This is a genomic window from Sphingomonas sp. 28-62-11, from assembly GCF_002278865.1.
Lineage (GTDB): Bacteria > Pseudomonadota > Alphaproteobacteria > Sphingomonadales > Sphingomonadaceae > Sphingomonas.
The window spans coordinates 1-26,665 of the sequence record NZ_NCGB01000018.1 but is presented as its reverse complement, the minus strand read 5'-3'; the positions used below and the strand labels follow the sequence as shown (position 1 = coordinate 26,665).

General features: G+C 60.8%; 26 protein-coding genes and 1 pseudogene. 4 read left to right on the top strand and 23 right to left on the bottom strand.

Features of this window, described 5'->3' with window-relative positions; genetic code table 11:
* Positions 1-22: 22 nt before the first annotated feature.
* From B7Y49_RS07350 to miaB, 9 genes are all read right to left on the bottom strand, one after another.
* Entirely contained in the window at positions 23-511 is a 489-nt protein-coding gene (locus tag B7Y49_RS07350; protein WP_374126929.1) for a hypothetical protein, read from the bottom strand.
* A gap of 171 nt (positions 512-682) precedes the next feature.
* Positions 683-2,014 carry a sorbosone dehydrogenase family protein gene (locus B7Y49_RS07345; protein WP_374126928.1) on the bottom strand — a complete coding sequence of 444 codons (1,332 nt, stop codon included), beginning with the start codon at positions 2,012-2,014 and terminating at the stop codon, positions 683-685.
* A gap of 260 nt (positions 2,015-2,274) precedes the next feature.
* Entirely contained in the window at positions 2,275-3,186 is a 912-nt protein-coding gene (locus tag B7Y49_RS07340) for a hemolysin family protein (RefSeq protein WP_374126927.1), read from the bottom strand.
* 9 nt (positions 3,187-3,195) lie between these two features.
* Positions 3,196-3,714, bottom strand: coding sequence for an rRNA maturation RNAse YbeY (ybeY, locus tag B7Y49_RS07335; RefSeq protein ID WP_374126926.1), 519 nt, complete (start codon positions 3,712-3,714; stop codon positions 3,196-3,198).
* Positions 3,714-4,112, bottom strand: a complete 399-nt coding sequence (locus B7Y49_RS07330) for a type II toxin-antitoxin system VapC family toxin (protein ID WP_374126925.1) — start codon at positions 4,110-4,112, stop codon at positions 3,714-3,716. The genes ybeY and B7Y49_RS07330 overlap by 1 nt, the downstream gene beginning before the upstream one ends.
* Positions 4,109-4,366 carry a type II toxin-antitoxin system VapB family antitoxin gene (locus B7Y49_RS07325; RefSeq protein WP_374126924.1) on the bottom strand — a complete coding sequence of 86 codons (258 nt, stop codon included), beginning with the start codon at positions 4,364-4,366 and terminating at the stop codon, positions 4,109-4,111. The genes B7Y49_RS07330 and B7Y49_RS07325 overlap by 4 nt, the downstream gene beginning before the upstream one ends.
* A gap of 47 nt (positions 4,367-4,413) precedes the next feature.
* Positions 4,414-5,412: a PhoH family protein gene (locus B7Y49_RS07320; RefSeq protein WP_374126923.1), complete on the bottom strand. Its 999-nt coding sequence runs from the start codon at positions 5,410-5,412 to the stop codon at positions 4,414-4,416.
* 904 nt (positions 5,413-6,316) lie between these two features.
* Complete coding sequence (locus tag B7Y49_RS07315; RefSeq protein ID WP_374126922.1) at positions 6,317-7,102, bottom strand: retroviral-like aspartic protease family protein; 786 nt, start codon at positions 7,100-7,102, stop codon at positions 6,317-6,319.
* A gap of 788 nt (positions 7,103-7,890) precedes the next feature.
* A complete protein-coding gene (miaB, locus tag B7Y49_RS07310; RefSeq protein ID WP_374126921.1) occupies positions 7,891-9,210 on the bottom strand; it encodes a MiaB/RimO family radical SAM methylthiotransferase in 1,320 nt (439 codons plus the stop codon).
* Positions 9,211-9,377: 167 nt separating this feature from the next.
* Here miaB and B7Y49_RS07305 point away from each other — a divergent pair, with 167 nt between their 5' ends.
* A complete protein-coding gene (locus B7Y49_RS07305) occupies positions 9,378-10,346 on the top strand; it encodes a hypothetical protein (RefSeq protein ID WP_374126920.1) in 969 nt (322 codons plus the stop codon).
* Here B7Y49_RS07305 and B7Y49_RS07300 read toward each other — a convergent pair.
* The 10 genes from B7Y49_RS07300 to B7Y49_RS07255 form a co-directional block, all read right to left on the bottom strand.
* Positions 10,343-11,161, bottom strand: coding sequence for a 1-acyl-sn-glycerol-3-phosphate acyltransferase (locus B7Y49_RS07300; RefSeq protein ID WP_374127006.1), 819 nt, complete (start codon positions 11,159-11,161; stop codon positions 10,343-10,345). The two genes, B7Y49_RS07305 and B7Y49_RS07300, sit on opposite strands and share 4 nt — an antisense overlap.
* A gap of 108 nt (positions 11,162-11,269) precedes the next feature.
* Complete coding sequence (locus B7Y49_RS07295) at positions 11,270-11,692, bottom strand: Fur family transcriptional regulator (protein WP_374127005.1); 423 nt, start codon at positions 11,690-11,692, stop codon at positions 11,270-11,272.
* Positions 11,693-11,804: 112 nt separating this feature from the next.
* Entirely contained in the window at positions 11,805-12,224 is a 420-nt protein-coding gene (locus B7Y49_RS07290; protein WP_374126919.1) for a MucR family transcriptional regulator, read from the bottom strand.
* A gap of 104 nt (positions 12,225-12,328) precedes the next feature.
* Positions 12,329-12,748: a GNAT family N-acetyltransferase gene (locus B7Y49_RS07285; protein ID WP_374126918.1), complete on the bottom strand. Its 420-nt coding sequence runs from the start codon at positions 12,746-12,748 to the stop codon at positions 12,329-12,331.
* Between the two features lie 53 nt (positions 12,749-12,801).
* Positions 12,802-13,440, bottom strand: a complete 639-nt coding sequence (gene tsaB / locus B7Y49_RS07280) for a tRNA threonylcarbamoyladenosine biosynthesis protein TsaB (RefSeq protein ID WP_374126917.1) — start codon at positions 13,438-13,440, stop codon at positions 12,802-12,804.
* A gap of 61 nt (positions 13,441-13,501) precedes the next feature.
* Positions 13,502-14,050 carry an OmpH family outer membrane protein gene (locus B7Y49_RS07275; protein WP_374126916.1) on the bottom strand — a complete coding sequence of 183 codons (549 nt, stop codon included), beginning with the start codon at positions 14,048-14,050 and terminating at the stop codon, positions 13,502-13,504.
* Positions 14,051-14,207: 157 nt separating this feature from the next.
* A complete protein-coding gene (locus tag B7Y49_RS07270; protein ID WP_374126915.1) occupies positions 14,208-14,801 on the bottom strand; it encodes a nitroreductase family protein in 594 nt (197 codons plus the stop codon).
* 46 nt (positions 14,802-14,847) lie between these two features.
* On the bottom strand, positions 14,848-15,420 hold the full coding sequence (locus tag B7Y49_RS07265; RefSeq protein ID WP_374126914.1) for a NifU family protein: 573 nt from the start codon (positions 15,418-15,420) through the stop codon (positions 14,848-14,850).
* A 78-nt stretch (positions 15,421-15,498) separates the two neighbouring features.
* Complete coding sequence (locus B7Y49_RS07260) at positions 15,499-15,768, bottom strand: hypothetical protein (protein WP_374126913.1); 270 nt, start codon at positions 15,766-15,768, stop codon at positions 15,499-15,501.
* A 312-nt stretch (positions 15,769-16,080) separates the two neighbouring features.
* The gene (locus tag B7Y49_RS07255; protein ID WP_374126912.1) at positions 16,081-16,986 is read right to left on the bottom strand and encodes an aspartyl/asparaginyl beta-hydroxylase domain-containing protein; all 906 of its coding nucleotides are present in this window, start codon (positions 16,984-16,986) and stop codon (positions 16,081-16,083) included.
* 255 nt (positions 16,987-17,241) lie between these two features.
* On the opposite strand from B7Y49_RS07255, the gene B7Y49_RS07250 reads away from it, so the two are divergent.
* Positions 17,242-20,217: a pitrilysin family protein gene (locus tag B7Y49_RS07250; RefSeq protein ID WP_374126911.1), complete on the top strand. Its 2,976-nt coding sequence runs from the start codon at positions 17,242-17,244 to the stop codon at positions 20,215-20,217.
* A 43-nt stretch (positions 20,218-20,260) separates the two neighbouring features.
* Here B7Y49_RS07250 and B7Y49_RS07245 read toward each other — a convergent pair whose 3' ends face one another.
* The 4 genes from B7Y49_RS07245 to B7Y49_RS07230 form a co-directional block, all read right to left on the bottom strand.
* Positions 20,261-20,827, bottom strand: coding sequence for a peroxiredoxin (locus tag B7Y49_RS07245; RefSeq protein WP_374126910.1), 567 nt, complete (start codon positions 20,825-20,827; stop codon positions 20,261-20,263).
* Between the two features lie 112 nt (positions 20,828-20,939).
* Positions 20,940-22,730, bottom strand: a complete 1,791-nt coding sequence (locus B7Y49_RS07240) for a long-chain fatty acid--CoA ligase (protein ID WP_374126909.1) — start codon at positions 22,728-22,730, stop codon at positions 20,940-20,942.
* Between the two features lie 64 nt (positions 22,731-22,794).
* Positions 22,795-24,471 (bottom strand): gamma-glutamyltransferase family protein, encoded by a 1,677-nt coding sequence (gene ggt, locus B7Y49_RS07235; RefSeq protein WP_374126908.1) that lies wholly within the window; start codon positions 24,469-24,471, stop codon positions 22,795-22,797.
* Between the two features lie 45 nt (positions 24,472-24,516).
* Entirely contained in the window at positions 24,517-25,551 is a 1,035-nt protein-coding gene (locus tag B7Y49_RS07230; protein ID WP_374126907.1) for a dihydroorotate dehydrogenase 2, read from the bottom strand.
* A gap of 122 nt (positions 25,552-25,673) precedes the next feature.
* Here B7Y49_RS07230 and B7Y49_RS07225 point away from each other — a divergent pair, with 122 nt between their 5' ends.
* On the top strand, positions 25,674-26,087 hold the full coding sequence (locus B7Y49_RS07225) for an Rrf2 family transcriptional regulator (RefSeq protein ID WP_374126906.1): 414 nt from the start codon (positions 25,674-25,676) through the stop codon (positions 26,085-26,087).
* A pseudogene (locus B7Y49_RS07220) lies at positions 26,087-26,665 on the top strand (Fe-S cluster assembly protein SufB); the annotation flags it as partial. The gene B7Y49_RS07225 and the pseudogene B7Y49_RS07220, both read left to right, overlap by 1 nt.

Below are 26,665 nucleotides of genomic sequence, written 5' to 3'. Positions count from 1 at the left end.
GTCTGGCGAAGCGATCATCGGGTCAGTCGTCGTGGATCTCGATTACGCCCACTCTGGCCAATTGCTCGGCTGTTTTGGTGAACTCGGCGAGAATTGGTTCGAGCATCGGTTCAAGCCCCAGAATATCGATCACGCCGGGCGGCGGCGTTACCCCGCCCCGGCAATCTTCGATCAGCAATCCCCGCTCGATCATCTTCTCAACCTGGCGACGCACGGTTTCGCGCGGCAGGCCAGTCGCCGAGGCGATGGCATTGCGCGAGATCGGGATCACCCATTCGCGCGGCAAAATGGCGGTCGCGGTAAAATTTTCGGGCACTGTACGTTCGCGCATCAGTTTCTGCACATTGGCAACACAGACGGTCAGGTAGATCAACATTTCGGTCGGGCTGATCGCAACCTTACCCGCTGAAAATGCCCGCTGCGTTGCAAGGAACATATTGGCGACGCCGAACATCGCGACTCGCCAGTTTGCCGCCATATTTTCAGGATTGGTCGCAATCCTTACGGCCATTATCGTTCGTTCCTCTTCCTCGCCAGACAGTGCCGACTACGGACAGACCGTTACCCAAAGCGGGTACGGTAGGAACTACGTAATTCAAATCGGATGATTTCGGCAATAGGAATGACAATAGCTGTGCTGCTTTTTTCCACTATTTCCGGATGGCGCGCGGGCTTTACTGACCTAGCGCGTGCCGCTGACCCGCCAGATCACGTTACCGACGTCATCGGCAACGAGCAGGCTGCCGGTTCGATCGAGCGCGACCCCCACTGGTCGCCCTTGCGCATCGCCATTCTTGTCGAGGAACCCGCTCAGCACGTCGATCGGCTTTGTGCCTTTCACGGGGAAACCATCGGCGGCAAATGGTACGTAGATAACCTTGTAGCCCGATACCGGGGTTCGGTTCCACGATCCGTGTTGGCCGATGAACGCGCCATTGGTGAACTGCCCGCCTAATGTTGCACCTTTGGCAAAACTCAGGCCGAGCGAAGCGGTATGCGGACCAAGCGCATAATCGGGACGTTTCGAATATTCGAGCAAATCGGGCCGTTCGGGCTGAACGCGCTTGTCGACATAGCCGCCCCAATAGCTGTTCGGCCACCCGAAGAAATCGCCCAGATTAACTGCCGTCATGTAATCCGGCGCGAGGTCCGATCCGAGCATGTCGCGCTCATTCACTGTCGTCCACAACCGGTCGGTCTGCGGTTCGAATGCCAGTCCCTGGGGGTTACGCAGTCCGGCGGCGAACACGCGGAAGGTTTTGGCGGCGGGATCCACTTCGAGAATGTTCGCGCGGTTCACCTCTACATCAAGCCCGTTTTCGGCGATGTTGCTGGCCGAGCCGACAGCGACATACAGCGTTTTGCCATCGGCACTTGCAATCACGTTGCGCGCCCAGTGGTTCCCGCCACCGGGATAACGCACGACGGTTTCCGGCTTGGCGGTGATCTTGGTCTGGCCGGTCGCATAGGGTACGCGCACAAGCGCATCGGTGTTGGCGATATAAAGCTGGTCGCCCACCAGCACCATGCCGAGTGGCGAGTTGAGCCCGCCGATCAGCACCGAACGGGTTTCTGCAACGCCGTCACCGTCTGAATCGCGCAGCAGTGTGATTCGATTGGCCGACGGCACGCCCGCGCCGGCTTTTGACATCAGCGCCTTCATCACCACGCCGGTGATGCTGAATCCGCCCTTGCGCGGGGGCGAGTTGGTTTCTGATACCAGAATGTCGCCATTGGGCAGCTGATAAATCCAGCGGGGATGATCGAGCCCCTTGGCAAATACCGCAACCTTCAGTCCGGTGGCCGGCACGGGGGTCGCCCCGTTCTGCCAGCCAACAACATCAGCGACCTTGATCGTCGGGATCGTCTGGACGCGCGGTGGCGTTATCTTGGGGCGCGGGCCCATTACCGCTTCGAGCGGCAGCCGGGCTTGGTCAGGCTGGCTGACCCAGAACCACGTACCGCCAGCAAGGACGACCAGAATGGCGAGGACGATCAGGATGTGTTTGCGCATGAACCTTAGGTAAGGTGGTTCCGGCTTGGGGAAAAGGCCAAAAGAAACGGCCGCCGACACAGGGGTAATGTCGGCGGCCGAACGGGCTGGTGTCACCCACCAAAGGGCAAGCGGGGAACTTGCCTGGGGATGGGGTCGGCAGGTGCGCTGCCAGCTACTCACCTCTCGGTAAGCCGAGGGTGGAGTAGCAGCGGCAGTAAAATCGGCAAAATAGATTAAATCATATTCACTGATCGATAGCGTGATTGTTCGCAGGCCTGTCAATCCTCGGCAAAAGCGCCGGGTTGGGGCGGGTGAAGCCTTAGGCGCTGAATCCGTTTGGTATCGGCTTCAATCACCTCAAGCCGCCAGCCGCTGGGGTGTTCGATGCACACGCCCGTTTCGGGCACATGGCCCACCAATACGGCCGCCAATCCTCCGATTGTGTCGATATCATCATCGGTCTCGGCGAGGCGCGGATCTATCGTTGCGGCAACATCTTCGAGCTCGGCGCGGCCATCGGCATCCCATGCGCCGCCATCGATCGGCACGAGCAACTGCTGGGGCGCATCGTCATGCTCGTCCTCGATATCGCCGACGATTTCCTCGATCAGATCCTCGATCGTCACCAGCCCTTCAGTGCCGAAATATTCGTCGAGCACGATCGCCAGATGGACGCGTTTCTGGCGCATGTCGGCCAGCAGATCGAGCGTGCCACGCGACATCGGCACGAACAGCGGCTGGCGGATCAGCCCGGCGATTGAAGCCGGATGCGGCGCCCCCGTCGCCAGAATGTTGAAGACGTCCTTGATATGGATCATCCCGATGATCGTATCGAGCTGATCGCGGTAAACGGGCAGGCGGCTATGCCCGGCCTCGGCAAACAGCGTCACCAGATCGGCAAAGCTCGTTTGCTCCTCCACGGCCATAATATCAGCGCGGGGCACGCCGACATCGCCCGCATCGCGCTCACCGAAATGGAGCAGGTTGCGCACCATCTGGCGCTCGAGCGGGGAAAGATCACCGCGCGCATCGGGTGCGGGATCATCCTCATGCGCGTCAATCGCTTCTTCTAGCTGCGCGCGGAGCGAGTCATCGGCGGGTTCACCGAAGATGAACTTGCGGAAGGAGCGCCATAAGCTGCCTTCCTGGGAGCCGGCATTGCCGGTCTCGGTACTGGGGCCGTCGGCCATCGGGGTTGGTTAGTCCTCGTGCAGTTGATCGTTCAGATAGGGATCGGCGATGCCGAGCGTGGCCAGCACATCGCGTTCGATCTGCTCCATCGCATCGGCCTCGGCCTGCCCCTGATGATCATATCCTAGCAGATGCAGCGTTCCGTGCACGATCAAATGCGTGGCGTGATCGTTGAGCGTGATGCCCTTCTCCGCCGCCTCCGCTGCGCAGACGCCTTGGGCGAGCACGATATCGCCGAGCAGCACTTCACCGTCATCGGTATTGGCGACCGTATCGAGCAGATCGGGCGCGATCATCGGGAAGGAAAGGACGTTGGTCGCTTTGTCCTTCTGCCGGTAATCGCGGTTGAGCGTCTGTACCTCGGCATCGTCGGTGAGGCGGATCGAGATTTCTATCGTGGCATCGGCGGTGGTGAGCGCGCCATAGGGCGTCGCGTTCAGCGCTGCGGTCGCGGCGCGCGTGGCGAGGGACTCCCAATCGGTCGTGCTGGCCCAAACCGGTTCGGCCGAAAGGGCAACGTCAAGCATCAGGCGAGGTCCGTGTGGATGAAATCATCACCCTTGTAGAGGAGTTTGGCACCGTTGGCTTTGGCGCAGGCATAAGCGAAACAGTCGCCGAAGTTGAGTTTAGCCGGATGACCGCTGCCTCGACCGAATTTTTGATGCGCACCCAGCGCTGTGGTGAGTTCGAAAGCCCCGATGGCAACGATGCGAAGTCCAAGCGCGTCGGCTGAGCGCTGCACGACCGTTCGGGCAAGGTCCGCGCTCAGCCGCTCCGCCCTGGCAACCGCGCTCACCGTTTCCCAACACGACATAGCCGACCACAATGGATCAGGCTCGGCGAGGATCGAATCGCGAAACTGTTCACGCTCCGGCTCGTTGACGATAATGGCGACGAGCGCCGACGCATCGACGAACAGGCTCAATCGCCGTCCTCGCCCCACATCTTGTCGTAAAACGCCTTATCGACCTTTGTGCCTGTTGCGCGCGGAAACGGATATTCCCGCCAGAGTGCGTCGAGCTTTTCGTGTGCCGAAGCGCGTGGGTCTGCCCGGTCAAGCTCCGCTTCGCGCGCTGCCGCAAGCTCGCGAACAAGCGCGGTCTTGGTAACACCTGAACGCTTTGCCACGCGCTCGACAAGGGCGGCCGTGTCGTGATCCTTGATGTAGAGCGATGCCATATCAAACCTCTCAGGATATCCTTTCATAGTTTGGGATATCCTTCAAATCAAGCATCCTTCCCTTCGTAAGCCTCCACAATTCGCCCGACGATCGGGTGGCGGACAACGTCGCCCGCGCCAAACCGGCAGATCGACAGACCCTCGACGCCGTCGAGCCGACCGACCGCGTCGTTTAGCCCGCTCGCGTTCATGCCGCCGGGCAGATCGGTCTGCTTGGGATCGCCGCAGACGACCATGCGGCTGTTCTCGCCGAAGCGGGTGAGGAACATCTTCATCTGGGCGGGCGTGGTGTTCTGCGCTTCGTCGAGAATGATGAAAGCATCCGCCAGCGTGCGGCCGCGCATGAAGGCGATCGGCGCGATCTCGATTTCGCCGCTCGCGATCCGGCGTTCGACCTGCTCCGCAGGCAGGCAATCGTTGAGCGCATCGTACAAGGGCCGCAGATAGGGATCGACCTTCTCCTTCATATCGCCGGGCAGGAAGCCGAGCTTTTCGCCCGCCTCCACCGCCGGGCGCGACAGGATCAGCCGCTGGATGCTGCCGGTAATCAGCTGCGCGACGGCCTGGGCGACCGCGATATAGGTCTTGCCGGTGCCCGCCGGTCCGAGCGCGAAGATGATGTCGTTGTTGAGCAATTCACGCATATAATGCGCCTGCGCCACGGTGCGGGGCACGATCGTCTTCTTGCGCGTGCGGATCATGATTGAGGGCGGGGCAGAGGCTTCGGCGCTGATGATGCCGTGGAGCGTCGGTTCGGCGGACATCGTGATTACGGCCTCGATCAGCCCGGTATCGATGATCTCCCCGCGCACGATCCGGTTGTAGAGCCCGTTGAGCACATCGCGCGCCGAGGCCACCGCTTCTGCCGTCCCCTCAAGCCCCACCTTGTTGCCACGCGCGGTGATGTACACGCCGAGTCGGTTTTCGAGCAGCAACAGGTTCTTGTCGAACTCCCCGAACAGCTGCGCCATCAACTGGGGTCGATCAAAGGTCAGCTCGGCACGGCTGCGATCACCGGATTGCGCGGGGACAGGCTTGCGGCTCATGCGATTCCTTCGCGGCGGAGGGGGCTTAAGTTGCGGAAGTTGCGGGTCTGAAGCGTTTTCGCCGAGCGCCCGACAGGACCAGCGCGGCGAACAAGGCCGAGGGTCGCGTGGGGTGGGCGGGCGTGCTGCATCCGCCCGGGAGTTTGGCAGATCGGGGGCGTGTAGGACAGGGGGAAAGTAGCAAATCTCAGCCGACAATTATTGATAAAGCGATACATCTTCTGATGTCATTGCGAGGGCAGCGAGGCAATCCAGCCTCTCCACGCGCGGCACGCTGGATTGGTTGGCCTGTGGCCGCCTACGGCCCGCTGCGCTCGCAATGACGACGATGGTTGACGCAAGGGAGACCGCACCATGATCAGCACAGCGCTTGGCCAGCAGCTTGAGGGTTTCGTGACGAAGCTTGTCCAGAGCGGTCGATATAACTCCAAAAGTTAAGTGCTCCGCGAAGGCGTCCGCCTAGTACAGGAGCGCGAAGCGCGATTTGCGACGATATCACAAGGGAAACCAGTCAGTAAAATTCTTCCAATGTAAGAGTGCGGGTTTCTCCACCACAAAGTTTGATTGAAACCTGCCGGCCAGGTGTGTCTGTTGTCCATCGACGGAGACTACTCTCAAAATAGTTTTTAGGGATGTTTTGGCCATCGATCGCACATATTTTGGTGTCGGATTTCCATCCGGCGCGTTCCGCCGGGCCGTTACGCATAACGTAAAGAACTGACAAATAGTTAGACACTGGAATTACGATGAGCCCGCTCGTCGACTTGATAATGGGCGGAGTAGGCGATACAGGATTTCCTATATAAAGCATTTTATCTTTAAAATCGATTGTAAGATCAAATCTTTCTAATATTGTCTTGCCAATCAACCCTACCGTAGGATTGCTAATGCCGTTTTTTGGAGTTTATCTGGCGAAATTGACTTCCAAGCGATCGACCGTATATTTATCGATGGACAATGCTGGAATAACTGCGATTTCCTCGACAGATACTGCAACCGCACTTGAAACTGGAACTGTTGTAATCCTAGTACCGTTCGCTACGAAATGGGAGCCGTCTCGATCGGAGGTGACCTGATATCCAGTGGCGCTTCCAGTATCCAAATAGGATTTTATTTTTTCACCGCCATTTAATGATACTGTTGTGTAAAGGAAATTATCACCGTTCTCATCAAATGTTTTTACGCGAGATAGGCGTTTATTTTGTATGTTATCAGAAATTTCTATTCTGTTAGACTTTCGATCAAAGTTTACCTTACAGTATTTCAACAAATCACGTCCAACAATTGCTTCAATAGGAATCTGCAATAATTCGAAATCTCTAAAATCAACTACTTCTACTTTCTGTTTATAAAAAGCATCGATACCTAGGTCAATTGTCACTTCATTGGCTTGAAAGGTTTGTGCTCTTGCATTCAAAAAATCTCTCTGTTGACCAATGACATATGGAATTTTGAGAGTGTCGGATAATTTTTTTGAAATAGTTGTCACCGGAGCGCCAGTATCGATAACCACTTGGGTTTGGTAGCCATTTATCTTTCCGGTTACCGTAAAACCGAGGTTTGGGTTTTTGTTTATAGGCAGCCAACCAGTCTCAACTGGGCATTTCGATCCAGAACGATCTGGCGACTTCAGATTGTTATCGGTCGAAAGCGCGAGGGCAGCGGCGATTAACGTGCCAATAAAAGCCATATTTTGCCTTTCAGAGTCTGATTAGGCGTGTCGCGCACAGCGCAACACGCCTTTCACGAGCTCACATTTATCGAGAAACTGTAAGTCTTATGGCTGGGACTGTTCCGCTAGATGAATTTATCGTGCCGCCGCTGATGCTCACACCATTACCGAGATTTGCCGCCGGCCCTACTGGGGCACTCGTTGTGGGAGGGACTATTGGGCCACCTGAGCTACCGCCAACAGAATCCTTAAAGATCTCATCGAGTTTTCTAAAAATCTCTCTGGTAGTTTCAGGATCGCTTGTGGTCGGTTCACCGAAGCCACCAGAGACGAGGCCAATCTCATGATCATCTAAATAACGCATGACTAATCCTTTCCTTTAACCCTCCCGCATAAGAAAAAATACATTCTGATAAATACAAGTCAATATAGCATCAATATTGACATATTTAATGCCATTAATGGCGCGATGTATAGCAACATAGGACCACGAGATTCTGCGCAGTTCCGGTGCACCAATTCCGGAGACACTATACTCAATTCCCCATTCGTCATGCCGGACTTGTTCCGGCATCCACTGTGCCGCGAGGGCCGAACCCGATTTGTTTGCAGCACGGTGGACCCCGGAACAATTCCGGGGTGACGATGGGCGTGGGGCGACGGGCGTAAACTTTGAACCGTCATTGCGAGCGGAGCGAAGCAATCCAGCCGCACCGCGTGTGGAAACACTGGATTGGTTGGCCAGCGGCCGCCTACGGCTCGCTTTGCTCGCAATGACGGGTTGTGTCAGGTGACCGCGCGATTCTTCAGGACTGGGGCGGTGCGACCCGTTCCCCCATCACCGAATTCGCGCCGGCCTCGATAATCTCGACCTCGACCAAGTCCCCAATCGCCGCATCGCCCACCAGATGCACCGATTGCAGCCACGGGCTCTTGCCGATCAGCTGCCCCTCCAGCTTGCCTTTCCGCTCCAGCAAAACCGCGCAGCGCTTCCCCACGCTCGCCGCGTTGAACGCGGCCTGATCGCGGTTGAGCGCGGCTTGCAGACGTTGCAGGCGCTCGTCCATGACGTCGGGCGCGATCTGGTCGGCCATCGTCGCGGCGGGGGTGCCAGGGCGGGGGCTGTATTTGAAGCTATAGGCCTGGGCATAGCCGACCGCGGCGACCAGGCTGAGCGTCTCGGCGAAATCGGCCTCGGTCTCGCCGGGGAAGCCGACAATGAAATCGCCCGACAGCGCGATATCGGGGCGGGCGACGCGTACCCGGTCGAGCAGGCGCAGATAGCCGTCGCGCGCGTGGCTGCGGTTCATGGCTTTCAGGATGCGGTCGCTGCCCGATTGGACGGGCAAATGGAGGAACGGCATCAGCTTTTCGACGTCGCGATGCGCAGCGATCAGGCCGTCGGCCATGTCGTTGGGGTGGCTGGTGGTGTAGCGGATGCGCGCGAGGCCCTTGATCCGGTCGAGCGCCGCGATCAGATCGTGCAAACCCCTCCCGTCATCGTCCCACGCATTCACATTCTGGCCGAGCAGCGTGATTTCCTTGGCGCCCGCATCGACCAGCGCCTTGGCCTCATCGACGATTTGCGCGAAGGGGCGGCTGACTTCGGCGCCTCTTGTGTAGGGCACGACGCAATAGGTGCAGAATTTGTCGCACCCCTCCTGCACCGTCAGGAAAGCGCTGGGCGGCACGCGGCGGCGGGCGGGGAGGTGGCCGAACTTCATGTCGACGGGCATCTCAGTATCGAGTGCTGCCTCGCCCCGGCTGGCGCGGGCGACGAGATTAGGCAGGTTGTGATAAGCCTGCGGGCCGACAACGACGTCGACCTTGGCGCGGCGGACGATCTCCGCGCCCTCGGCCTGGGCGACGCAGCCCGCGACCGCGATCATCGGGCTGCCGCCCAGTTTGCCGGATTCTTTGCGGATGCGGCCGATGTCCGAATAGACCTTTTCGGTGGCGCGCTCGCGGATGTGGCAAGTGTTGAGGATGACGAGATCGGCGGCGAACTGGTCGTCAGTCGCGGTCAGGCCTTGTGCGGCCATCAATTCGCCCATCCGGTCGCCATCATAGACGTTCATCTGGCAGCCAAAGGATTTGACGTGATAGGTTTTGGGGGCGGGCTTCATCGCCGGGCCTATAGCGGGGCGGGGCGGTCGCGACAAATGCGGCGTCGATTTTGAGATCACGCGGGAATTATGTCGACTTTGGGCGCAACTATCCCATGGGAAAATCTATGCTTGCCTGTTAACCATAAGACCTTCGATCTTAATGATGATTCGCGATGGGGCTTTGGATGGCGATTGGAGCTACCAACCTGTGCAGTAACATGTGCCGGATCGCTGAAAGCGTCATGGCGGCCGCGTCGGTCGCTCCCAGTGCGTCGGGCGCGTCGCTGACGATGGGCAGCTGGCCCGATTGGCTGCAGACCGGGCTGATGCTGGTGGCGGTGGGCGTCGGGATCGCCATCGTCCGTGCGCTGTTCAGCCTGCGCGATCGCTTCCCCAAGCCCGAAAAGCGCGATGCGGCAGCCTTTGTTACGATGCTGTGCGACCAGATGTGGGAATGCACCAATCGCATCACCACTGTGTTTGCCGAGCGTCTTCGCCAGCCACCGGGGGATATTGCGCAGATGCGTATCCTGGTGCGCCATTTGCGTGAAGACATGAGCATTCCGATGAATTTCATCGAACAGATGCGCCACCATCCGCCCGGCGACTGGCACAGCGCGGCGATCTTTAAGGCCTTTACGGACTGGAGCGCGCAGATGGCGGCGACGGCGAAGCAGCTTGACGATCTGCACCAGTCGATCACCTATCCGCTGATCCGCGAGCCGGTCGACAAGCACCGCGATGAAATGCTCGTCTATCAATATCATACCGAACAGGCGTTTCTCGATCGGCGGATCGATGACGTGCTCGGCCGCGCCTATGCGTTTTGTGAAGTTGCGCGCAAGGCACTGAAGAAGATCAAGAAAGATAAAGCGGCCAAGAAGGTTGAGGGTGATGATGATGGCGCGACGCATGATTGCCCGTGCTGCAAACGTCCCCCGGCGCAGCATCGCCCCAATGTGCGCGATCCGCTGAAGCCGATCATCCTCCCCCCGCCGCCGACCCCGCCGCCGCCATCACCGCCCGCGGCGACAGTGCCCGCACCGGTGAAATGCTGTTGCGTCGTGCCGCGCGCATGCGTGTGCCAGCGTGCCTGCATTTGTGCTTGCCACTGCGCGCCGACAGCGGCGGTGCAGCCAAAAGCGGCGTGTTAGGGCTGGGGTCGATCGTTCAGCGACGTGGCCGGATCAGTCTTGGCTGGCGTCTTCTCCCACCAGTCATGTCCGCGAAACGGCGCGAGCGGGAAGCCGACCTCGGCCGCCAGTGCCTCCTCGATCCGCCGCCGGCTTTCGGCAGCGATTGCCTTGCGGCCGGGGTAATCACGCGGGTGAAAGGGCTCGAGAAACTCGACCATTACCTTGAAACTGCCGTTCCGGGATAGCACCCGAATGGCATTGTCCTTGCCGTTTTCGACGCCGAGCCAGGCTATGTCGTAACCCACCTCGCCGCCGTACCAGAGCAGCACCGGCTGCACCATCACGCCCGGCGGGGGCGGTTCAAGCACTTTCAGCATCGGCGTTTTAAAGGGCAACAGCGACATGCCGTCTGTGGTGGTGCCTTCGGGAAAGACCGTGACCGACCAGTTATCGGCCAGCGCATCGCGCAGCCGGTTGATCTGATCGGCAACGCCCAGCCGGTCTTCGCGCTCGACAAATACCGTGCGGTTCATCTTGGCAAGGGCCCCGACCACCGGCGCTGTGGCCAGTTCCGCCTTGGCGACAAAGGCAGTGCCGCTGGCGCTGGAAATGGCGAGGATATCGACCCAGCTGACGTGGTTGGCGATGTAAAAAACGTCGCGTTTCAGCGGTACGCCCTTGATGCTCACCCGCGCCCCGCAGATCCGCGCCGCCGCCATCATGAACAGTCGTGGCCAGGGCGAGGGCAGACGGAGCAGTTGAAACAGATAATGCGACGGCACCGATAGGCCTGCGATGAGCGCAAGGCCAAGCACGCGCCAGCCGATCCGCATCCAGCCGATCACCGGCACAGGGCTGGGCGTGCCGGCGGCGGCGGCTTCACGCGCGGGCGAGCCGATAAGGTGACCGGCGGGCAATGACGGGTCCGGCAAGATCGGGCCTTATGCCTTGCGGTCCAGCACCACGCCGTAAAGCTCCATCCGGTGATCGACCAAGCGGAAGCCAAGTCGCTCGGCAATCTGCTTCTGGAGTTGTTCGAGCTCTGGATCGACGAACTCGATCACGCGGCCGGTTTCGACATCGATCAGATGATCGTGATGCGATTCAGGCGCAGGTTCATAGCGCGAGCGGCCATCGCCAAAGTCATGACGATCAAGGATGCCGGCTTCTTCGAACAAGCGGACGGTGCGGTACACGGTGGCGATTGAAATGCCAGGGTCGATCGCTGATGCGCGCTCATAGACCTTCTCAACATCGGGATGGTCTTCAGCGTCAGACAGCACGCGCGCGATTACACGGCGCTGCTCGGTAATGCGCAGGCCCTTTTCATTGCACAGCGCCTCGAGATCGATCTTGCGCCCCATAGTCACCGTCCGCCCGTCAACATGTGTCGTCTTGCCGGGTGTAGCGGGAAGCGTGCCGGGGGGAAAGTACCCCTGCCGCCGGTTCACCGGCGGCAGGGGGCAATAATCGCTGTCAGCGTACCGCCTTGCGGCGCTTGGTGCCGAGGCCGATCTTCTTGGCCAAGGTGCGGCGCTGTTCGGCGTAATTCGGCGCGACCATCGGATAATCGGCGGGCAGGTTCCACTTGGCGCGATATTGTTCCGGCGTCATCTGATAATGCGTCATCAGGTGGCGCTTCAGCATTTTCAGCTTCTTGCCATCCTCAAGACAGACAATGAAATCCGGCTTGATCGACGCGCGGATCGACACTGCCGGTTCCTGCTTGACTTCTGGCTCGATGACCGGGCCGCCCAGACCAGCAAGTGCAGTATGCACATTGGCGATGAGGACCGGCAGATCGGAAACGGCAACGCTGTTGTTGCTGACATGCGCTGCCACGATGTCTGCGGTGAGCGTGATCAGGGTTTCCTGAACTTCGGTGTGGGTGTCCATTATTGTCCTTTCGGTACTGAGAGAGGCCGTACAAAGGCTTCGCTTTGACCTTATCGGACTCAGTTCTGCAATGTGCAAGCAACAATTTACGCAAGCCGCGATTTTCAGACTAAACGCTTCTCGAAGGTCAAGGCATCGAACAATTGATTGGCGGGACCACGATAATAAGCGCGCCGTTCACCAACCTGTACAAAGCCATTAGATCGATACAGTGCCAGCGCGTCATTTCCGCGCCGAACCTCGAGGTAAACCCTTGTTGCAGTTCGATCTTGTGCTTCGTTTACTACTGATCGCAATAAGGCACCACCTACGCCTCGCCGCCGCACCTCTGGTATGCAGGCGAGCAACAGCAGCTCGGCTTCACCGGCTGCAACCCTTGCCATGGCAAAACCGGCATCGGCGCCGTTTAGTTCCGCCATGGTCAACCACACACCCGGCATCGCCAAAATGCCCAGGCACTGGCCCCGGGTCCACGCTTCCCCGAAGCGCGGATCGAACGCCCGTTGCATGATCGTATCGACCATGCCGAGATCGGCGGGTGTTCCGGGTCGCAATGCAACAAGATTCAGCGTTGTGCTCATAGGGCGATACCCGCTTTGGGGACGGACGGAACGGCATCCGGCGCGCGGCCGTAAATCGGGCGGGGGGGGAGCGACGCAAAATCGGGCGGCAGCAGCACGGCATTGGCGGCATTGGGCAGCGTATGGACAAGCGGCAGCGAGGCATCGATCGCGGCCAGAAACCGCACCCCGCTACCGATGCCGCTCCGCTGGCCAAGCGCTGCAATCGCATCGGCGGGGGCAAGTGATTGCAGAGGCGCATCCGCTGCAAAGGGCATCGTCGTGAAGCCCTGCATGAATACTTCGCCGTGCCCGCCTTCGATAATCGCGGCGACCGCGCGGCTGGCTGGATTAGCCGCAAAATGCGTGGCTGCCAGCAGCGCCAGCGATGAATAGCCGAGCACATCGATGCCCCAACCCAGGCCAAGCCCACGTGCCGCCGCGACCCCGACGCGAATACCGGTAAAGCTGCCGGGGCCGCAATCGACGCTGATGCGATCGGCTCGCCCCCCGTCCGGCAGATCGGCGATCATCGCGACGAGCCGCTCGGCATGGCCACGGCCGACCGATTCATGCGTCGCGGCAATCACGACCCCATCCTCGATCAGAGCGACCGAGCAGGCAGCGGTGGCGGTATCGATAACCAGGATGCGCATCGCGCCCGCTTAGCGGCTGGCGCGTCGAATGCAAAAGGACGGATCGCGAGACGGCCGCAGCTTAAGGTTTTAACGTAATGCGCGGCAGCGATCGGTCGAGCCGTGCGATGACTTCTTTGGTGATGTCGAGCGCCGGGAGATACTGCAGCGTCGCACCCTTGGCGAGAGTGATGGACGCGCCACGCTTGCGCATGACGGCCGTAATGATCGGCGTTGCAGCGTCGTTGAGCTGACGCACTACGTCTCTACGCGCAGCATCGTTTCTTTGGCTTTGTCCGGCCAATTGCTGTTCGGCCTGGGCCTTTCGCGCCTGTATGTCGCGCGCTTTGATTTCCCAGGCGGTAGCGGCAGGTCCGGTCGCGGTCGGGCGAGTTTTGAGCAGCGACTGTTCCTCGCTGCCGAACGACGTGCGCAACGTATTCACACGAGTTTGGAGGGCATCGACGCGCTTCTTCAGTTCGGCTTGCGCCTGTTTCCCGGCGATAGAATTCGTGATGACTTCGTCTAAATCGACGATGGCGATGACTGGCGCGGGCAGCGTCTGCGCTGTTAGCGGCGAGGTGACCAAGCCCGCAGCAAGCGCGAGCGCCCGAAGCATCTTCGTGATCATCATCAAACTCCTGCCTGCAGAGTAAGCATTTGGCCATACGCTGGCCGATCTTCATATCGGCTCAATTGCGATTTGCCAAAGTTGACCGCCAAAGGACAGGGTCTGCTCCCGCTATGGATAATGGGCTTAAAACGTCATTACAGGCAGATCAGCACGCTTACGCAATCCGATTGAACCTCGCAAATTCGGGTCTTGGCAAGCGATCAAAGATCGTCGCGGGGTCCCCCACGCCAAGCGTCGAGATGAAGTTCGACTTGATGTGTGGCGTTTCGGCAAAGAACGCGGCGTCGACGGCGGCATTGTTGAAGCCCGACATCGGCCCGGTATCGAAGCCCAGCGCGCGCGCCGCGATAATGAAATAGCCACCCTGCAGCGTGCCATTGCGCATCGCGGATATCTGCCGCAGCGGCTCGTTACCGTCGAACCACGCCTTGGCATTGGTATGCGGGAACAATTCGGGCAGCTTCTCGTGGAAATTCTCGTCATTGCCGAAGATGACGGTAACGGGCGCAGCGAGAATCTTGGGCGCGTTGGTGCCGCTGGCGCACGCTGCCAGCTTCGTCTTTGCCTCCGGGCTCGTGCACCAGATGAGCCGTGCAGGCATCTGATTGGCGGAGGTCGGCCCCCATTTCATCAAATCCCAGATCGCGCGGCAATCATCCTCGGTAACAGGCGCATCAGTGTAGCCGTTATAGCTACGCGCAGCCCGGAAGATCGTGTCGAGCGCGGCGTCGGACAGTTTTTCTGCCATATGGTTTTTCCGATTTCTGGGAACGGGCGAAACGGGCCGGTGCGGATCAGACCGCGCGAACCTCAGTCACTTCGGGCACATAATATTTCAGCAGCTGTTCGATGCCGTTCTTCAACGTCGCCGTTGACGACGGGCAACCCGCGCACGCGCCCTGCATCTTCAGATAGACTTTGCCCTTGTCGAAGCCCTGATAGATGATGTCACCGCCATCATTGGCGACCGCGGGGCGGATGCGCGTCTCGATCAGATCCTGGATCTGCACAATGATGTCGGCATCGGCCGGATCATCGGCATGGCCATTTTCCATCGGCACCGCGATTGCCGCGGCCGATCCGGGCTTGAATAGCGGCATGCCGCCCGCAAAATGATCGAGCAGAATGCCGAGCACGTCTGATTTCAGCGCGTGCCAGTAAACGCCCGGCGCGGCGGTGACCGAAATGAAATCGCGGCCAAAGAACACACCCGTCACATCGCCCAGCGTAAATAGCGCTTCCGCCAAGGGGGATGCTTCGGCTTCCTCCGGGCTCGCAAAATCGCGCGTGCCTGCTTCCATGACCGTGCGGCCGGGAAGGAATTTCAGCGTGGCCGGATTCGGCGTCGTTTCGGTTTCGATCAGCATGCGGTGCATGTGGGCTGCATTGGCCGCCGGATCAAGAGTGGGATCGCTGTAGCGTGATCAAGACGGCGGGTTCGCGTCCTATTTTTCGGCGGTGGTTTGCCACTTCACCCTCAGCGGCGCTTTGTCGATTACCCGGTCCAGCGCGACCTTATCACCGATCTTGAAACCGTCCGATCGGCGGGCGTTGATGAGGAAAGTCTCACCAGCCGAAATGTTAAGCGCGCGCTTTTCCAGTGTAGGCGCGCCGATTTTGTCCCAGCCCAACCGATCTTCACTCAGGGATATCGGTTGTTCGGCTGTCAGTTCGACCGAGGTCCAGAACAAGAAGGGGTGACGAACATCAGACACGATAAACATTGGCCACCTCGTTTCTGTAGTATCGATCGGTGGTGATTTTTCAATTCGGCAACCAGCCCCATTTGTCCGAGAGTGTGCTGAATTTTGTCCTGAGGTTCAAGATGATGGCGGTCGGGGAGAGATGTACTGTTGGTTTGTTAAACGACGGTTTTCACTCCGAACCGTCATGCTGAACTTGTTTCAGCATCCACCGCGCATAAGCGGGAGCCTTTCCAAGTGGAGAGCTGGATCCTGAAACAAGTTCAGGATGACGAAGAAAAGCAAACTCTGGGAAGCTTTCGGGTCAACTGCGTCCCCACCGCCTCACCCATCAAGTTGCTTCATCGCCGCGTTCCACGAATGGATGTTTTCGCGCGCTTCCTGCACAAAGGCCGATCGGCGGACAAAGCCCATGAAGAAATCGGCGAACCATTTGCCGGGCTGGCGCAATGGACGTTCGACATGGATTAACAACACGACGCGGGTGGCGTCACTGTCGTTCCACACTTCGTGCCGATACGTATCGTCGAACACGAGCATCTCGCCTTCGCCCCAGCGCACAATCTGGTCGTCCACGCGCATTCGGACCCCTTGATTCTCACCTTCGGTCTGGAGGCCGTCCTTGGGCACGATCAGCCCGAGATGGCAGGTGATAAGCGCTTTGGTGACGCCGCGGTGATCGGGAATATGCGTGCCGGGCGCCAGGATCGAAAAGAACGCGCTGTTGAGCCCGGGAATGCCCGCGATCGCTTTCGCGGTATTCGGGCAGCGGGCGATGTTTTCGGGGATCGCAAAGCCATAGCCGTGCAGGAAGAACGATCGCCAGCTATCGACTTCGGCAATGCCCTTGTGATCGGGCGAGATGGTGACGAGGGAGGGGGCAGCATTGCCGCGTAGCGCGACGGCAACAGCCTCGTCGCGGATCGCCTCCCAATTGTCGCGCAGCGTCTGCGTCCAGGGGAACAGCGCGGGATCAAGCACCGGATCATTGGGCACCAGCGATGAGGCACCGATCAACCGATCGAAAGTGCCGCGCAGCTTTTTACCGATCGCGATGATCAGCGGGCGACGTGGTTCGGCTTCAACGCCATGGCTTACATCGTTGCTGGCCACGGGCAGCGGCGCCGCCAGCGGCCGTTGCGGCAAGAACCCGTTGGGGTTGCCGGGCACCGCGATGCTGCGGGCGAATTCGTCGGCGGCGTGGCGATTGATGGGGGAATGAATGGTCACGATAGTGTCAGCCTCTTTACGCTCGTTGGACCGGCAATATCCTGCACGGACAGAAACCACGGGGGCGCTGGCCTGGGGAGCGAGCGCGATAATCCGGGGCGCCAATGCTGGTTTGTTACGCATGCGTCATTTAGTTTCCGGTTGGGTCAGAATCATGGCAAAAATCTGGATATCTGCGGTACTTGCCTTGATTCATGATGAAAAAGGGGTGGAGCGTGGCTGGCGGCGGATAAATAACGCGGCTAGATAGTTGTGATGTACCTTCTTGCTCGTACGCTTTGGCGTCCCGCCGCCCTTAGTCTCCTCCTTGGGTTCGCACTTCCGATCGGCGCACAATCCGTGCCGCTTTCGGACCGGATAAATGCAACGGCCCCCAAGAAAGTTCCGCGCCCGGCACAATCAGCGTCCAAGCTAGCACCAGCTGCCGTACCGGTTGCCGCCAAGCCCAAGGACGACACGCCCTGGCTGTTTCGGGGCAGTGATATTCCGCCCGATCGTGACTGGACGTTCGGCGAATTGCCAAATGGCGTGCGCTATGCCGTTCGGCGCAACGGCGTGCCGCCGGGCCAGGTCTCCATCCGTGTGCGGATCGATGCCGGATCGCTGATGGAAAGCGATACCGAGCGTGGCTTTGCCCATCTGATCGAGCACCTTACCTTTCGCGGATCGGCCTATGTGCCTGATGGCGAGGCGAAGCGGATCTGGCAGCGGCTGGGCACGACCTTCGGGTCTGATACCAACGCCCAGACGACGCCGACCGGCACGACCTACAAACTCGATCTGCCAAGCGCGACGGCAGAAGGGCTCGATGAGAGCCTGAAGATTCTGTCGGGCATGATCGCCCAACCCAACCTGTCTGCAGCCGCGCTGAATGCCGAACGGCCGGTCGTGCTTGCCGAACAGCGCGAACAGCCCGGCGCGCAGGTGCGGATCGGCGATACGATCCGCCAGACTTTCTTTGCGGGGCAACCACTCGCTGATCGATCGCCGATTGGGACCGTCAAGGCGCTTGAGGCAGCGACGGCCGAGAGCGTTCAGGCGTTCCACAAACGTTGGTACCGCCCTGATCGTACCGTGGTGATCATTTCGGGCGATGTCGATCCGGCGCAGTTCGAAGCGCTGGTGTCGAAATACTTCACGACCTGGAAGGCCAATGGCCCGCCCCCGCCCGAGCCCGATTTCGGTAAGCCCGATCCAAAATCGCCGATCGGGGCCGCCACCAACGAGCCCTCGCTGCCGCCGATCGTGTCCTGGGCCGTGCTGCGTCCGTGGATCTACCGCGACGATACGATCATCTTCAACCAGAAGCGGATGGTCGACCAGATGGCGGTTCGGCTGATCAACCGCCGGCTCGAAACTCGTGCGCGGGGCGGCGGCAGCTACATTCAGGCCAGTGTATCGCTGGACGATATATCGCGCTCTGCCAACGGGACCTTCATCAGTATTTTGCCGATTGGCGATGATTGGGAAAAGGCGCTGCGCGATGTGCGTGCGGTGATTGCCGATGCCCAGGCCGCGCCGCCCGCCCAGGGCGAGATCGACCGCGAACTGGCCGAATTCGATGCCGCGATGAAGGCGCAGGTCGATACCGCGCGCGCCGAACAGGGCGCGCAACAGGCCGATAATATGGGGATGGCAATCGACATCCGCGAAACCATCGCGAGCGCGCAAGTATCCTACGACATTCTTGTAGGTGCGCGGCAGAAGGGTTTCTTCACGCCCGAGGCGATCCTCGAATCGACGAAGCGCGTCTTCACCGGCGATGCGACCCACGCCGTCGTCAACGCGCGCACTGCCGACCCAACGATCGTTGCTAAGCTGGAGACCGCGCTGAAGGCCGATGTTTCCGGCGTGGCGGCGACCCGCGATGCGCTCAAGACGGTCAGCTTTGCCGATCTTCCCAAGCTCGGCAAACCGGGCAAAGTCGTAAGGCGGTTGACCGCCAAGGAGCTGAAGGTGCCGCTCGAGGTCGAGCAGATCGAGTTCGGCAATGGCGTGCGGGCGATGCTATACCCCAATAAGGGCGAAGCGAACCGGGTTTATGTCCGCGTGCGTTTTGGCGGCGGGATCAATGCCTTGCCAACCAACCGGCAGACCATGGCTTGGGCGGCACCACTCGCGCTGGTTTCGGGTGGGATCGGCAAGCTGGGGCAGGAAGAGCTCGACCAGCTGACCGTGGGCCGCCGGATCGGCCTGGGCTTTGGCATCGAGAATGATGCGTTCTCGCTATCGGCGACGACCTCGCCGGAAGACCTGGCCGATCAGCTGACTCTGATTGCCGCCAAACTGGCCGCACCCGGCTGGGACCAGAAGCCGATCGCGCGGGCGCGGGCGGTGACGCTGGCGGCGTTCGATGCGAATAATGCTTCACCGGGCGGTGTGCTATCGCGCGATCTGGAAGGGTTGCTCCACAATGGCGATCCACGCTGGACGTCGCCGACGCGCGCGCAGGTGGAAGCATCGACTCCGGCCATGTTCAAGGCATTATGGGCGCCGCTGCTCGCCTCCGGGCCGATCGAGGTCCAGGTGTTTGGTGATTTCAAGACCGAGGAGACGATCGTAGCGATCGCAAAGTCGGTCGGTGCGCTCGCGCCGCGCCGCGCCGCCAAGCGCGCTGCACCCCCGGTCGCCTTCCCCGCGATCACCGGCAAGCCTATCGTGTTGACGCATGAAGGGCCTGACAATCAGGCGGTTGCGGTGGTTGCCTGGCCGACCGGCGGCGGGATTGAAGGGGTGACGGATAGTCGGCGGCTTGATCTGCTCGCCCAGATCTTCAGCGACCGCCTGTTTGATCGGTTGCGATCGGAAGCGGGGGCCAGCTATTCGCCCAGCGTGCAGAATGAATGGCCATTGGGGCTTCCCAATGGTGGGCGGATGATCGCGGTGGGTCAGGTGCCGCCCGACAAGGTCGAGTTTTTCTACAAGTTGGTGCGTGAGATTGCCGCCGATCTGGTCGCGAAGCCGATCGAAAAGGATGAACTGCGCCGCACGCTGGTTCCCTATCTGCAGTATATCGCCCGCGCATCGACCGGGAACACCTTCTGGCTCAACCAGCTCGAAAGTGGTGCATTCGATCCGCGCCGCCTGGCTGCGGTCAACACGATCGCCGGCGATCTGCAAGGGGTGACACCCGAAGTGATCCAGGCGACGGCACAGAAATATCTGAAAGCCGATGGCGCGTGGCTGCTTCAGGTGGTGCCGAAGGCGGGTGGTACGACGGCAGGGAAATAGCGGTTACCCCGGCTCTCAATAATGATGGGCCGGGGCAGACACCTTACCCGGCGTCGACGCTCGCCAGGATCGCCTTGTTATCGGCGCGGACCTTGTAATCGTCGGTCGACAGCTTCTGCTTGATCACGCCGTTCTTGCCGATCACCATGATCGTCGCGAGTGGCACGCCGTATGCCGGGCTGTCCTTCGGGTAACGCGGATCGCGCAAGCCGAAGGCGTCGATCTGCTTGGAACCGGTGTCTGACAGCAAGGTGTAGTTGACCGGCACCTTGGCGTTGAACTTGTTCAGCGCGTCGACCGAATCATAGCTGATCGCCGCCAGCGTGTAGCCACGCTTGGCAAGTTCGGGCTGCAGATCGCGAATGTCCTTCAACTGCTTCTGGCAACAGGGGCACCAGGAGGCCGACCGGAAGAAGACGAGCACGACGCCGTTCTTGCCGCTGATTGAGGCGAAATTGCGTGGCTTGCCGCTGGTGTCCGTGGCGGTGAAACCGGCGGGCACCTTCGCACCGATGGCGATCGGTTGCGCGGCGATGGCGGCGGTGGCGGTCAGTGCCGCGACCGGGGCGGCAAGGGCGAGCGACAGGGCAAGAAAACGGGCAGGGCGCATTGGATGGTCTCCGGCAGGGGTTACCCGTCCGCATACGCCGCGCGCCTTTGCCGCGTTACAGGCGAATGCCAGCTTCGGGACGAACCGGCACCCACGCAAGCGTTAGCCGCACCTAGCTCCGGTACAGCGCGTCGAGCCGTTCGCCATAGACCTGCTTCAGCACATGCCGCCTGATCTTGAGCGAGGGGGTGAGCTGCTCATTCTCGATCGCGAAGGGCTCATCGGCGATGATGAAGCGGCGGATGCGCTCGATCACCGACAGATCCTTGTTCACGCGCTCGACCGCCTCGCCCAGTGCCGCGCGATAATCGGGGTTGTCGCGGAGTTTGGCGAAATCGCAGCTATCGCCTGATCGCGCGCAGAATTCCTGCGTCCATTCGGGATCGGGCACCAGCACCGCGACCATATGCGGCCGCCGGTCGCCTGCGATCATTGCCTGCAGGATCTCGGGCTGAAGGGTCAGCATCCCCTCCACCTTTTGCGGGGCGACGTTATCGCCCTTGTCGTTGATGATCAGATCCTTCTTGCGATCGGTGATCTTGATCCGGCCCTTTTCGTCGATAATGCCGATATCGCCGGTGTGGAGCCAACCGTCCTTCAGCACCCGCGCGGTCTCTTCCGGGTTACGCCAATAGCCGTGCATGACGAGTTCGCCGCGCACCAGGATTTCGCCATCCTCGGCGATCCGTACCTCGGTGTTGGCGAGCGGCGGGCCTACCGTGTCCATCTTCAGCCCGACCTTGGGGCGGTTGCACGAGATGACAGGCGCGGCTTCGGTCTGGCCATAGCCCTGCAGGAAAGTGAGGCCGAGCGACTGGAAGAAAACGCCGATTTCGGGATTGAGCGGCGCGCCGCCCGAGACCATCGCCTTGATCCGCCCGCCGAATTTCTTGGATACCTTCGGCCGCAGCGTGGCCCCAAGCAGCAGGTTCATTGGCCCGTCGAGCAAACCCTTTTTGCCGACATGCTCGCGTCCGCCGATCGCCAGCGCCTGATCGAGCAGATAGTTGGAGAGCTTGCCTTGCTTCTCGATCGTCTTGAGCATCCGCGCGCGGAGCACTTCGAACAGGCGCGGCACGACGACCATGAGTGTGGGGCGCGTTTCCTCGATATTCGACGCAAGCTTGTCGAGCCCCTCGGCATAGTAAATCTGCGCGCCCAGTCCGATCGGGAAATGCTGGCCGCCGGTATGTTCATAGGCGTGGCTGAGCGGCAGGAAGGATAGGAACACTTCCTCCTCCCAGCCGAAATCCTCGCTGATCACGGTGCAGCAGCCATTGACGTTGTGGAGGATCGCGCCGTGGTGCTGCATCACCCCGCGCGGCGCGCCGCCGGTGCCGCTGGTGTAGATGATGCAGGCGGTGTCCTCGCGACCGAAAGTGGCCTGCGCGGCGCACTGGGTCGGCGTCGTCGGGTTGTCGCTGATCAACTGCTGCCAGCTGTGGAAATCGAGATTACCCGACTGGCCGATCCGCAGATCCTCGATCCCGATCACCATCTTCGCCTGGCTGGCGCGCATGACGGCGGGCAGCAGCACCTTGGCGAGTTTGGCATTGGACACGATCACGGCGCGCGCACCGCTGTTTTCCAGGATGTGCGCGTGATCGCGTTCGGTATTGGTGACATAGGTTGGCACGGTAATCGCGCCCGCCGCCATGATCGCCAGATCGCTGATGCACCATTCGGGACGGTTTTCAGACACGAGCATCACGCGGTCACCCGGCGCGATACCGATCGCTTTCAGGCCGGCCGCCAGCCCGGCAACCTGCTCGGCCGCTTCGCGCCAGCTGCGCGAAACCCAGGCACCGTCATGCTTGTGCCACAGGAACGGCTTGTCACCCTGTTCGCGGGCGCGCGTGAAGAACATCGTGACGAGATTGGGGAAATGTTCGAGCTTTCGCATCGTCTCTCCTGGTGCGCGCCGTTACGGCTTGCGCGATCGTTATGCTGGAATCCGTTTGGGACGATTATTCGGCGAGTGCAACGCCTACGCTGCGCGGATCAGCCGCGCCGACCCAGCCGGACGGGGTCAATTCGGCGGCATTGGCCTTCAATCCCAATTTGCCGACCGAGACGACATGGCCGAGCTTTTCGAGATCGGCTTTCATCGGTTCGAGCGTGGTACCCGCTTCGAGCACCAGCCCCTTGGCGTTGAAATAGACGAGCCCCTGGCCCAGCGCCTCACGCCCGGGCATCCCCCAATCGAGATGCGCGATCAGCGCCTTGGCGACCTGCATGATGATCGTCTTGCCGCCCGCCGCACCGACGGTGAAGATCGGCTTACCGCTTTCGTCATAAACGATCGTGGGCGACATCGACGATAGTGGCCGCTTGCCGCCCTGCACGCGGTTGGCGACGGGCGCGCCGTCTTTTTCGGGCACATAGGTAAAATCAGTGAGTTCGTTGTTGAGCACAAAGCCGCCCGCGAGCAACTGGCTGCCAAACGGCCCTTCGACGGTGGAGGTCATTGTCGAGACGTTGCCGGCGCGGTCGACCGCGACGAAATGGGTAGTGCCGGGCACTTCGGCCTGCGGTGCCGCGGTGCGCGGCTTGGCCCCGGGCGGCGTGCCGGCATCGTGCGAGGGCAAAGTCTTGTCGAGCGAGATCAGTTTCGACCGCGCCTTCATATAGGCCGGATCGATCAGCCCCGCGACGGGCACATCGACGAAATCGCGGTCGCCCAGATATTTCTCGCGGTCGGCATAAGCAAGCAGCATCGCCTCGCTGATCAGGTGCCAGGAGACGGGGTTCGCCGCGCCCAGTTTCTTCATGTCGAAGCGTTCGAGCATGCCTAGGATCTGCAGCACCGTGGTGGCGCCCGACGAAGGTGGCCCCATGCCGCAGATGCGGTAGACGCGGTAATGACCGCACACGGCGGGGCGTTGCTTGGCCTGATAGGCGGCGAGATCGGCCAGCGTGATGTCGCTCGGGTTGCGGGTCGATCCGGTGGCGGCGGCGACGATCGATTCGGCAATCGGACCTTTGTAGAATGCATCCGCGCCGCCATCGGCGAGCTGGCGGAGCGTCTGGGCGAGCGCGGGGTTCTTGATCGTTTCGCCGACTGCATAGGGCTTGCCGTCATGCATGTATTGCGCGGCGGCGGCGGGAAAATCCTTCCACAGGGTGGAAACGAAGCCGAGACCATTCGCCATGGGCGGGGTGACGGTATAGCCTTCTTCCGCCAGCTTGATCGCAGGGGCGAACAGCGCCTTCCACGGAAGCTTGCCCCAGCGCTGGTGGACCATCGCCATCAGCCGCATATTGCCAGGCACGCCGACCGATTTGCCGCCGGGGACGGCCTGCAGAAAGCCGAGCGCAGTGCCGTCTGGTTTCAAAAAGCGATCGGGCGTGGCGGCAGCGGGCGCGGTTTCGCGGCCGTCGATTGCGGTGAGCAGGCCGGTCTTCGCATCCTGATAGAGGAAGAAGCCACCGCCGCCGATGCCGCTCGATTGCGGTTCGACCACGGTGAGCGCGAGCATCATCGCCATTTGCGCATCGGCAGCACTACCGCCTGCGCGCAAGATCTCCTGCCCCGCAGCGGCCGCGCGCGGATCAGCGGCGGATACAACGCCCGGTGTCGATTGCTGCGCGTAGAGGGTGGACGGCAGGCACAGCGCGAAGAGCGCGAGGATCAGCTTTTTCATGGGGGCGAACCTAGCCGGGATTGGCGGCGGCGCAAACACGCTTCGTCAAGCGGTGCCGATGGCGTCGGCGAGAGTGGTGAACCCGTCGCATTTCAGCAGCGTGGCCAGGCCGGTGTTGATCCGGCGGGCCAGACCCGGTCCTTCATAGACCAGCCCGCTGTAGAGCTGGACGAGCGACGCACCGGCACGGATGCGGGCATAGGCCTCTGCCGCGCTGTCGATGCCGCCCACCGAAATGATCGGGATCGCCCCGCCGGTCGCTTGGCGCACATCGGCGAGGCGCGCGCGGGCGAGACTCGCCAATGGTGCACCCGAGAGTCCGCCGGTTTCGGTGGCATGGCGCGATGTGAGCGTTTCTGGGCGGGAGATTGTTGTATTGGAGACGATCAGTGCATCGATGTGATTGGCTGTTGCGGCGCGGGCGATATCGTCGGTCGCGGCGGGTTCCAGATCGGGCGCGATCTTCAGGAACAGCGGCGTCGTGCCGCGCGCGGCGTCACATGCCGCCAGCAGCTCGGCCAGTGCCGTGCCGTGCTGCAGATCGCGCAAGCCCGGGGTGTTGGGCGAACTAATGTTGATCGTGACATAATCGGCGATCGGCGCGGCGCGGGATACGCCGTGGGTGTAATCCGCAACCCGGTCGACCGCGTCCTTGTTCGCACCGACATTGATGCCGAGCACGCCTTTGCGCCGGGCAGCCTTCGCGCGGGGCAGGGCAGCATCGATCCCGCCATTGTTGAAACCCAGCCGGTTGATGATTGCGCGGTCCTCGACCAGTCGGAAGATACGCGGTTTGGGGTTGCCCGGCTGGGGTAGCGGGGTGAGCGTGCCGATTTCGACGCTGCCGAAGCCCAGCCCGAACCAGCCATCGATCGCGTCGCCATTCTTGTCGACCCCGGCGGCAAGGCCGAGGGGGGAGGCGAAGTGCAGCCCTGCCACCTTGCTGTGCAAGATGGGATCGGGCGGCGGGGCAGCGAAGGGCGTGCCCAGTCTGGCCCAACTGGCGAGCCCGTCGATCGTCAGGCCATGTGCCTGCTCTGCATCGAGACTGAAGAGCGCGGGGCGGAGGAGTGGGAACATGGCGAAGCGTTTGGCAGGTGCGGTAGGCGTCGTCAAAGGCGGCACGGTCCAAAGCAGCGGTTGATTTTGCGGATCGGATGGCCCATTTAGCAATCGGATCGAATCTATCCGATTAGGAAATCATGCGCCTTTCCAGCCTTGCCGATTATGCCGTCGTGATGATGAGCGCCTCCGCGCGTCATTGTGGCGTCAGTGGGCGGCTGAACGCGACGCTGCTGAGTGACGAGACGGGCATTCCACTGCCGACGGTGCAGAAGCTGGTGAGTCGGTTGTCGGCTGCGGGGCTCATTGAAAGCACGCGCGGCACTGGTGGTGGCTTTCGTTTGTCGCGCCCGCCCGCCAGCATCAGCCTGGCCGACATCATCGAGGCTGTCGAAGGCCCGATCGTGCTGACGTCGTGCGTCGACGAAGGGCGGCATGACTGTATCATCGAGGATAATTGCCGCGTGAAGCCGCACTGGAATGTCGTCAATGGCGCAGTGCGCGGGGCGTTGGCGGGGGTAAGTTTGGCGAGTTTGTCGAGGGAAATCGCATAATGGCCACCAAGAATGCCGAGGCGATTGCCGCCGCCAACAAGAAGTATGAATGGGGTTTCAGCTCGGACATCGAGCAGGAATTCGCGCCGAAAGGGCTGTCCGAAGACACCGTCCGTTTCATCTCCGCCAAAAAGAATGAGCCCGAATGGATGCTCGACTGGCGGCTGAAGGCGTATCGCCACTGGCTGACGATGGAATCGCCGGATTGGGCCAAGCTCGACCTCGCGCCGATCGATTATCAGGACGCCTATTATTACGCCGAGCCCAAGGCGAAGCCCAAGCTGGGGTCGCTCGACGAGGTCGACCCCGAGATCCTGCGCGTCTATGAAAAGCTCGGCATCCCGATCGCTGAGCAGAAATTGCTCGCGGGCGTCGAGGGCGGTGAGGAAGGCGGCCTGCCCGCTCGCCGCGTCGCGGTCGATGCGGTATTCGACAGCGTTTCGGTCGCGACTACGTTCCGCAAGGAGCTCGAGGCGGCGGGCGTCATCTTCCGCAGCATCAGCGAGGCGATCAAGGAATATCCCGATCTGGTGAAGAAGTGGCTGGGGAAGGTCGTCCCCATGCACGACAATTATTTC

Bases quoted from the DNA above. Each gene is read 5' to 3' on its own strand.
- B7Y49_RS07265 (WP_374126914.1), bottom strand. From the start codon at position 15,420: ATGCTGATCGAAACCGAAACGACGCCGAATCCGGCCACGCTGAAATTC.
- B7Y49_RS07305 (WP_374126920.1), top strand. From the start codon at position 9,378: ATGGCGATTGGAGCTACCAACCTGTGCAGTAACATGTGCCGGATCGCT.
- tsaB (WP_374126917.1), bottom strand. From the start codon at position 13,440: ATGCGCATCCTGGTTATCGATACCGCCACCGCTGCCTGCTCGGTCGCT.
- B7Y49_RS07345 (WP_374126928.1), bottom strand. From the start codon at position 2,014: ATGCGCAAACACATCCTGATCGTCCTCGCCATTCTGGTCGTCCTTGCT.
- B7Y49_RS07245 (WP_374126910.1), bottom strand. From the start codon at position 20,827: ATGCGCCCTGCCCGTTTTCTTGCCCTGTCGCTCGCCCTTGCCGCCCCG.
- ggt (WP_374126908.1), bottom strand. From the start codon at position 24,471: ATGAAAAAGCTGATCCTCGCGCTCTTCGCGCTGTGCCTGCCGTCCACC.
- B7Y49_RS07325 (WP_374126924.1), bottom strand. From the start codon at position 4,366: ATGGCATCGCTCTACATCAAGGATCACGACACGGCCGCCCTTGTCGAG.
- B7Y49_RS07275 (WP_374126916.1), bottom strand. From the start codon at position 14,050: ATGATCACGAAGATGCTTCGGGCGCTCGCGCTTGCTGCGGGCTTGGTC.
- B7Y49_RS07290 (WP_374126919.1), bottom strand. From the start codon at position 12,224: ATGGACACCCACACCGAAGTTCAGGAAACCCTGATCACGCTCACCGCA.
- B7Y49_RS07285 (WP_374126918.1), bottom strand. From the start codon at position 12,748: ATGGTCGATACGATCATGCAACGGGCGTTCGATCCGCGCTTCGGGGAA.
- B7Y49_RS07300 (WP_374127006.1), bottom strand. From the start codon at position 11,161: ATGCGGATCGGCTGGCGCGTGCTTGGCCTTGCGCTCATCGCAGGCCTA.
- B7Y49_RS07225 (WP_374126906.1), top strand. From the start codon at position 25,674: ATGCGCCTTTCCAGCCTTGCCGATTATGCCGTCGTGATGATGAGCGCC.
- B7Y49_RS07320 (WP_374126923.1), bottom strand. From the start codon at position 5,412: ATGAGCCGCAAGCCTGTCCCCGCGCAATCCGGTGATCGCAGCCGTGCC.
- B7Y49_RS07240 (WP_374126909.1), bottom strand. From the start codon at position 22,730: ATGCGAAAGCTCGAACATTTCCCCAATCTCGTCACGATGTTCTTCACG.
- miaB (WP_374126921.1), bottom strand. From the start codon at position 9,210: ATGAAGCCCGCCCCCAAAACCTATCACGTCAAATCCTTTGGCTGCCAG.
- B7Y49_RS07270 (WP_374126915.1), bottom strand. From the start codon at position 14,801: ATGGCAGAAAAACTGTCCGACGCCGCGCTCGACACGATCTTCCGGGCT.
- B7Y49_RS07295 (WP_374127005.1), bottom strand. From the start codon at position 11,692: ATGGGGCGCAAGATCGATCTCGAGGCGCTGTGCAATGAAAAGGGCCTG.
- B7Y49_RS07250 (WP_374126911.1), top strand. From the start codon at position 17,242: ATGTACCTTCTTGCTCGTACGCTTTGGCGTCCCGCCGCCCTTAGTCTC.
- B7Y49_RS07315 (WP_374126922.1), bottom strand. From the start codon at position 7,102: ATGGCTTTTATTGGCACGTTAATCGCCGCTGCCCTCGCGCTTTCGACC.
- B7Y49_RS07340 (WP_374126927.1), bottom strand. From the start codon at position 3,186: ATGGCCGACGGCCCCAGTACCGAGACCGGCAATGCCGGCTCCCAGGAA.
- B7Y49_RS07350 (WP_374126929.1), bottom strand. From the start codon at position 511: ATGGCCGTAAGGATTGCGACCAATCCTGAAAATATGGCGGCAAACTGG.
- B7Y49_RS07230 (WP_374126907.1), bottom strand. From the start codon at position 25,551: ATGTTCCCACTCCTCCGCCCCGCGCTCTTCAGTCTCGATGCAGAGCAG.
- ybeY (WP_374126926.1), bottom strand. From the start codon at position 3,714: ATGCTTGACGTTGCCCTTTCGGCCGAACCGGTTTGGGCCAGCACGACC.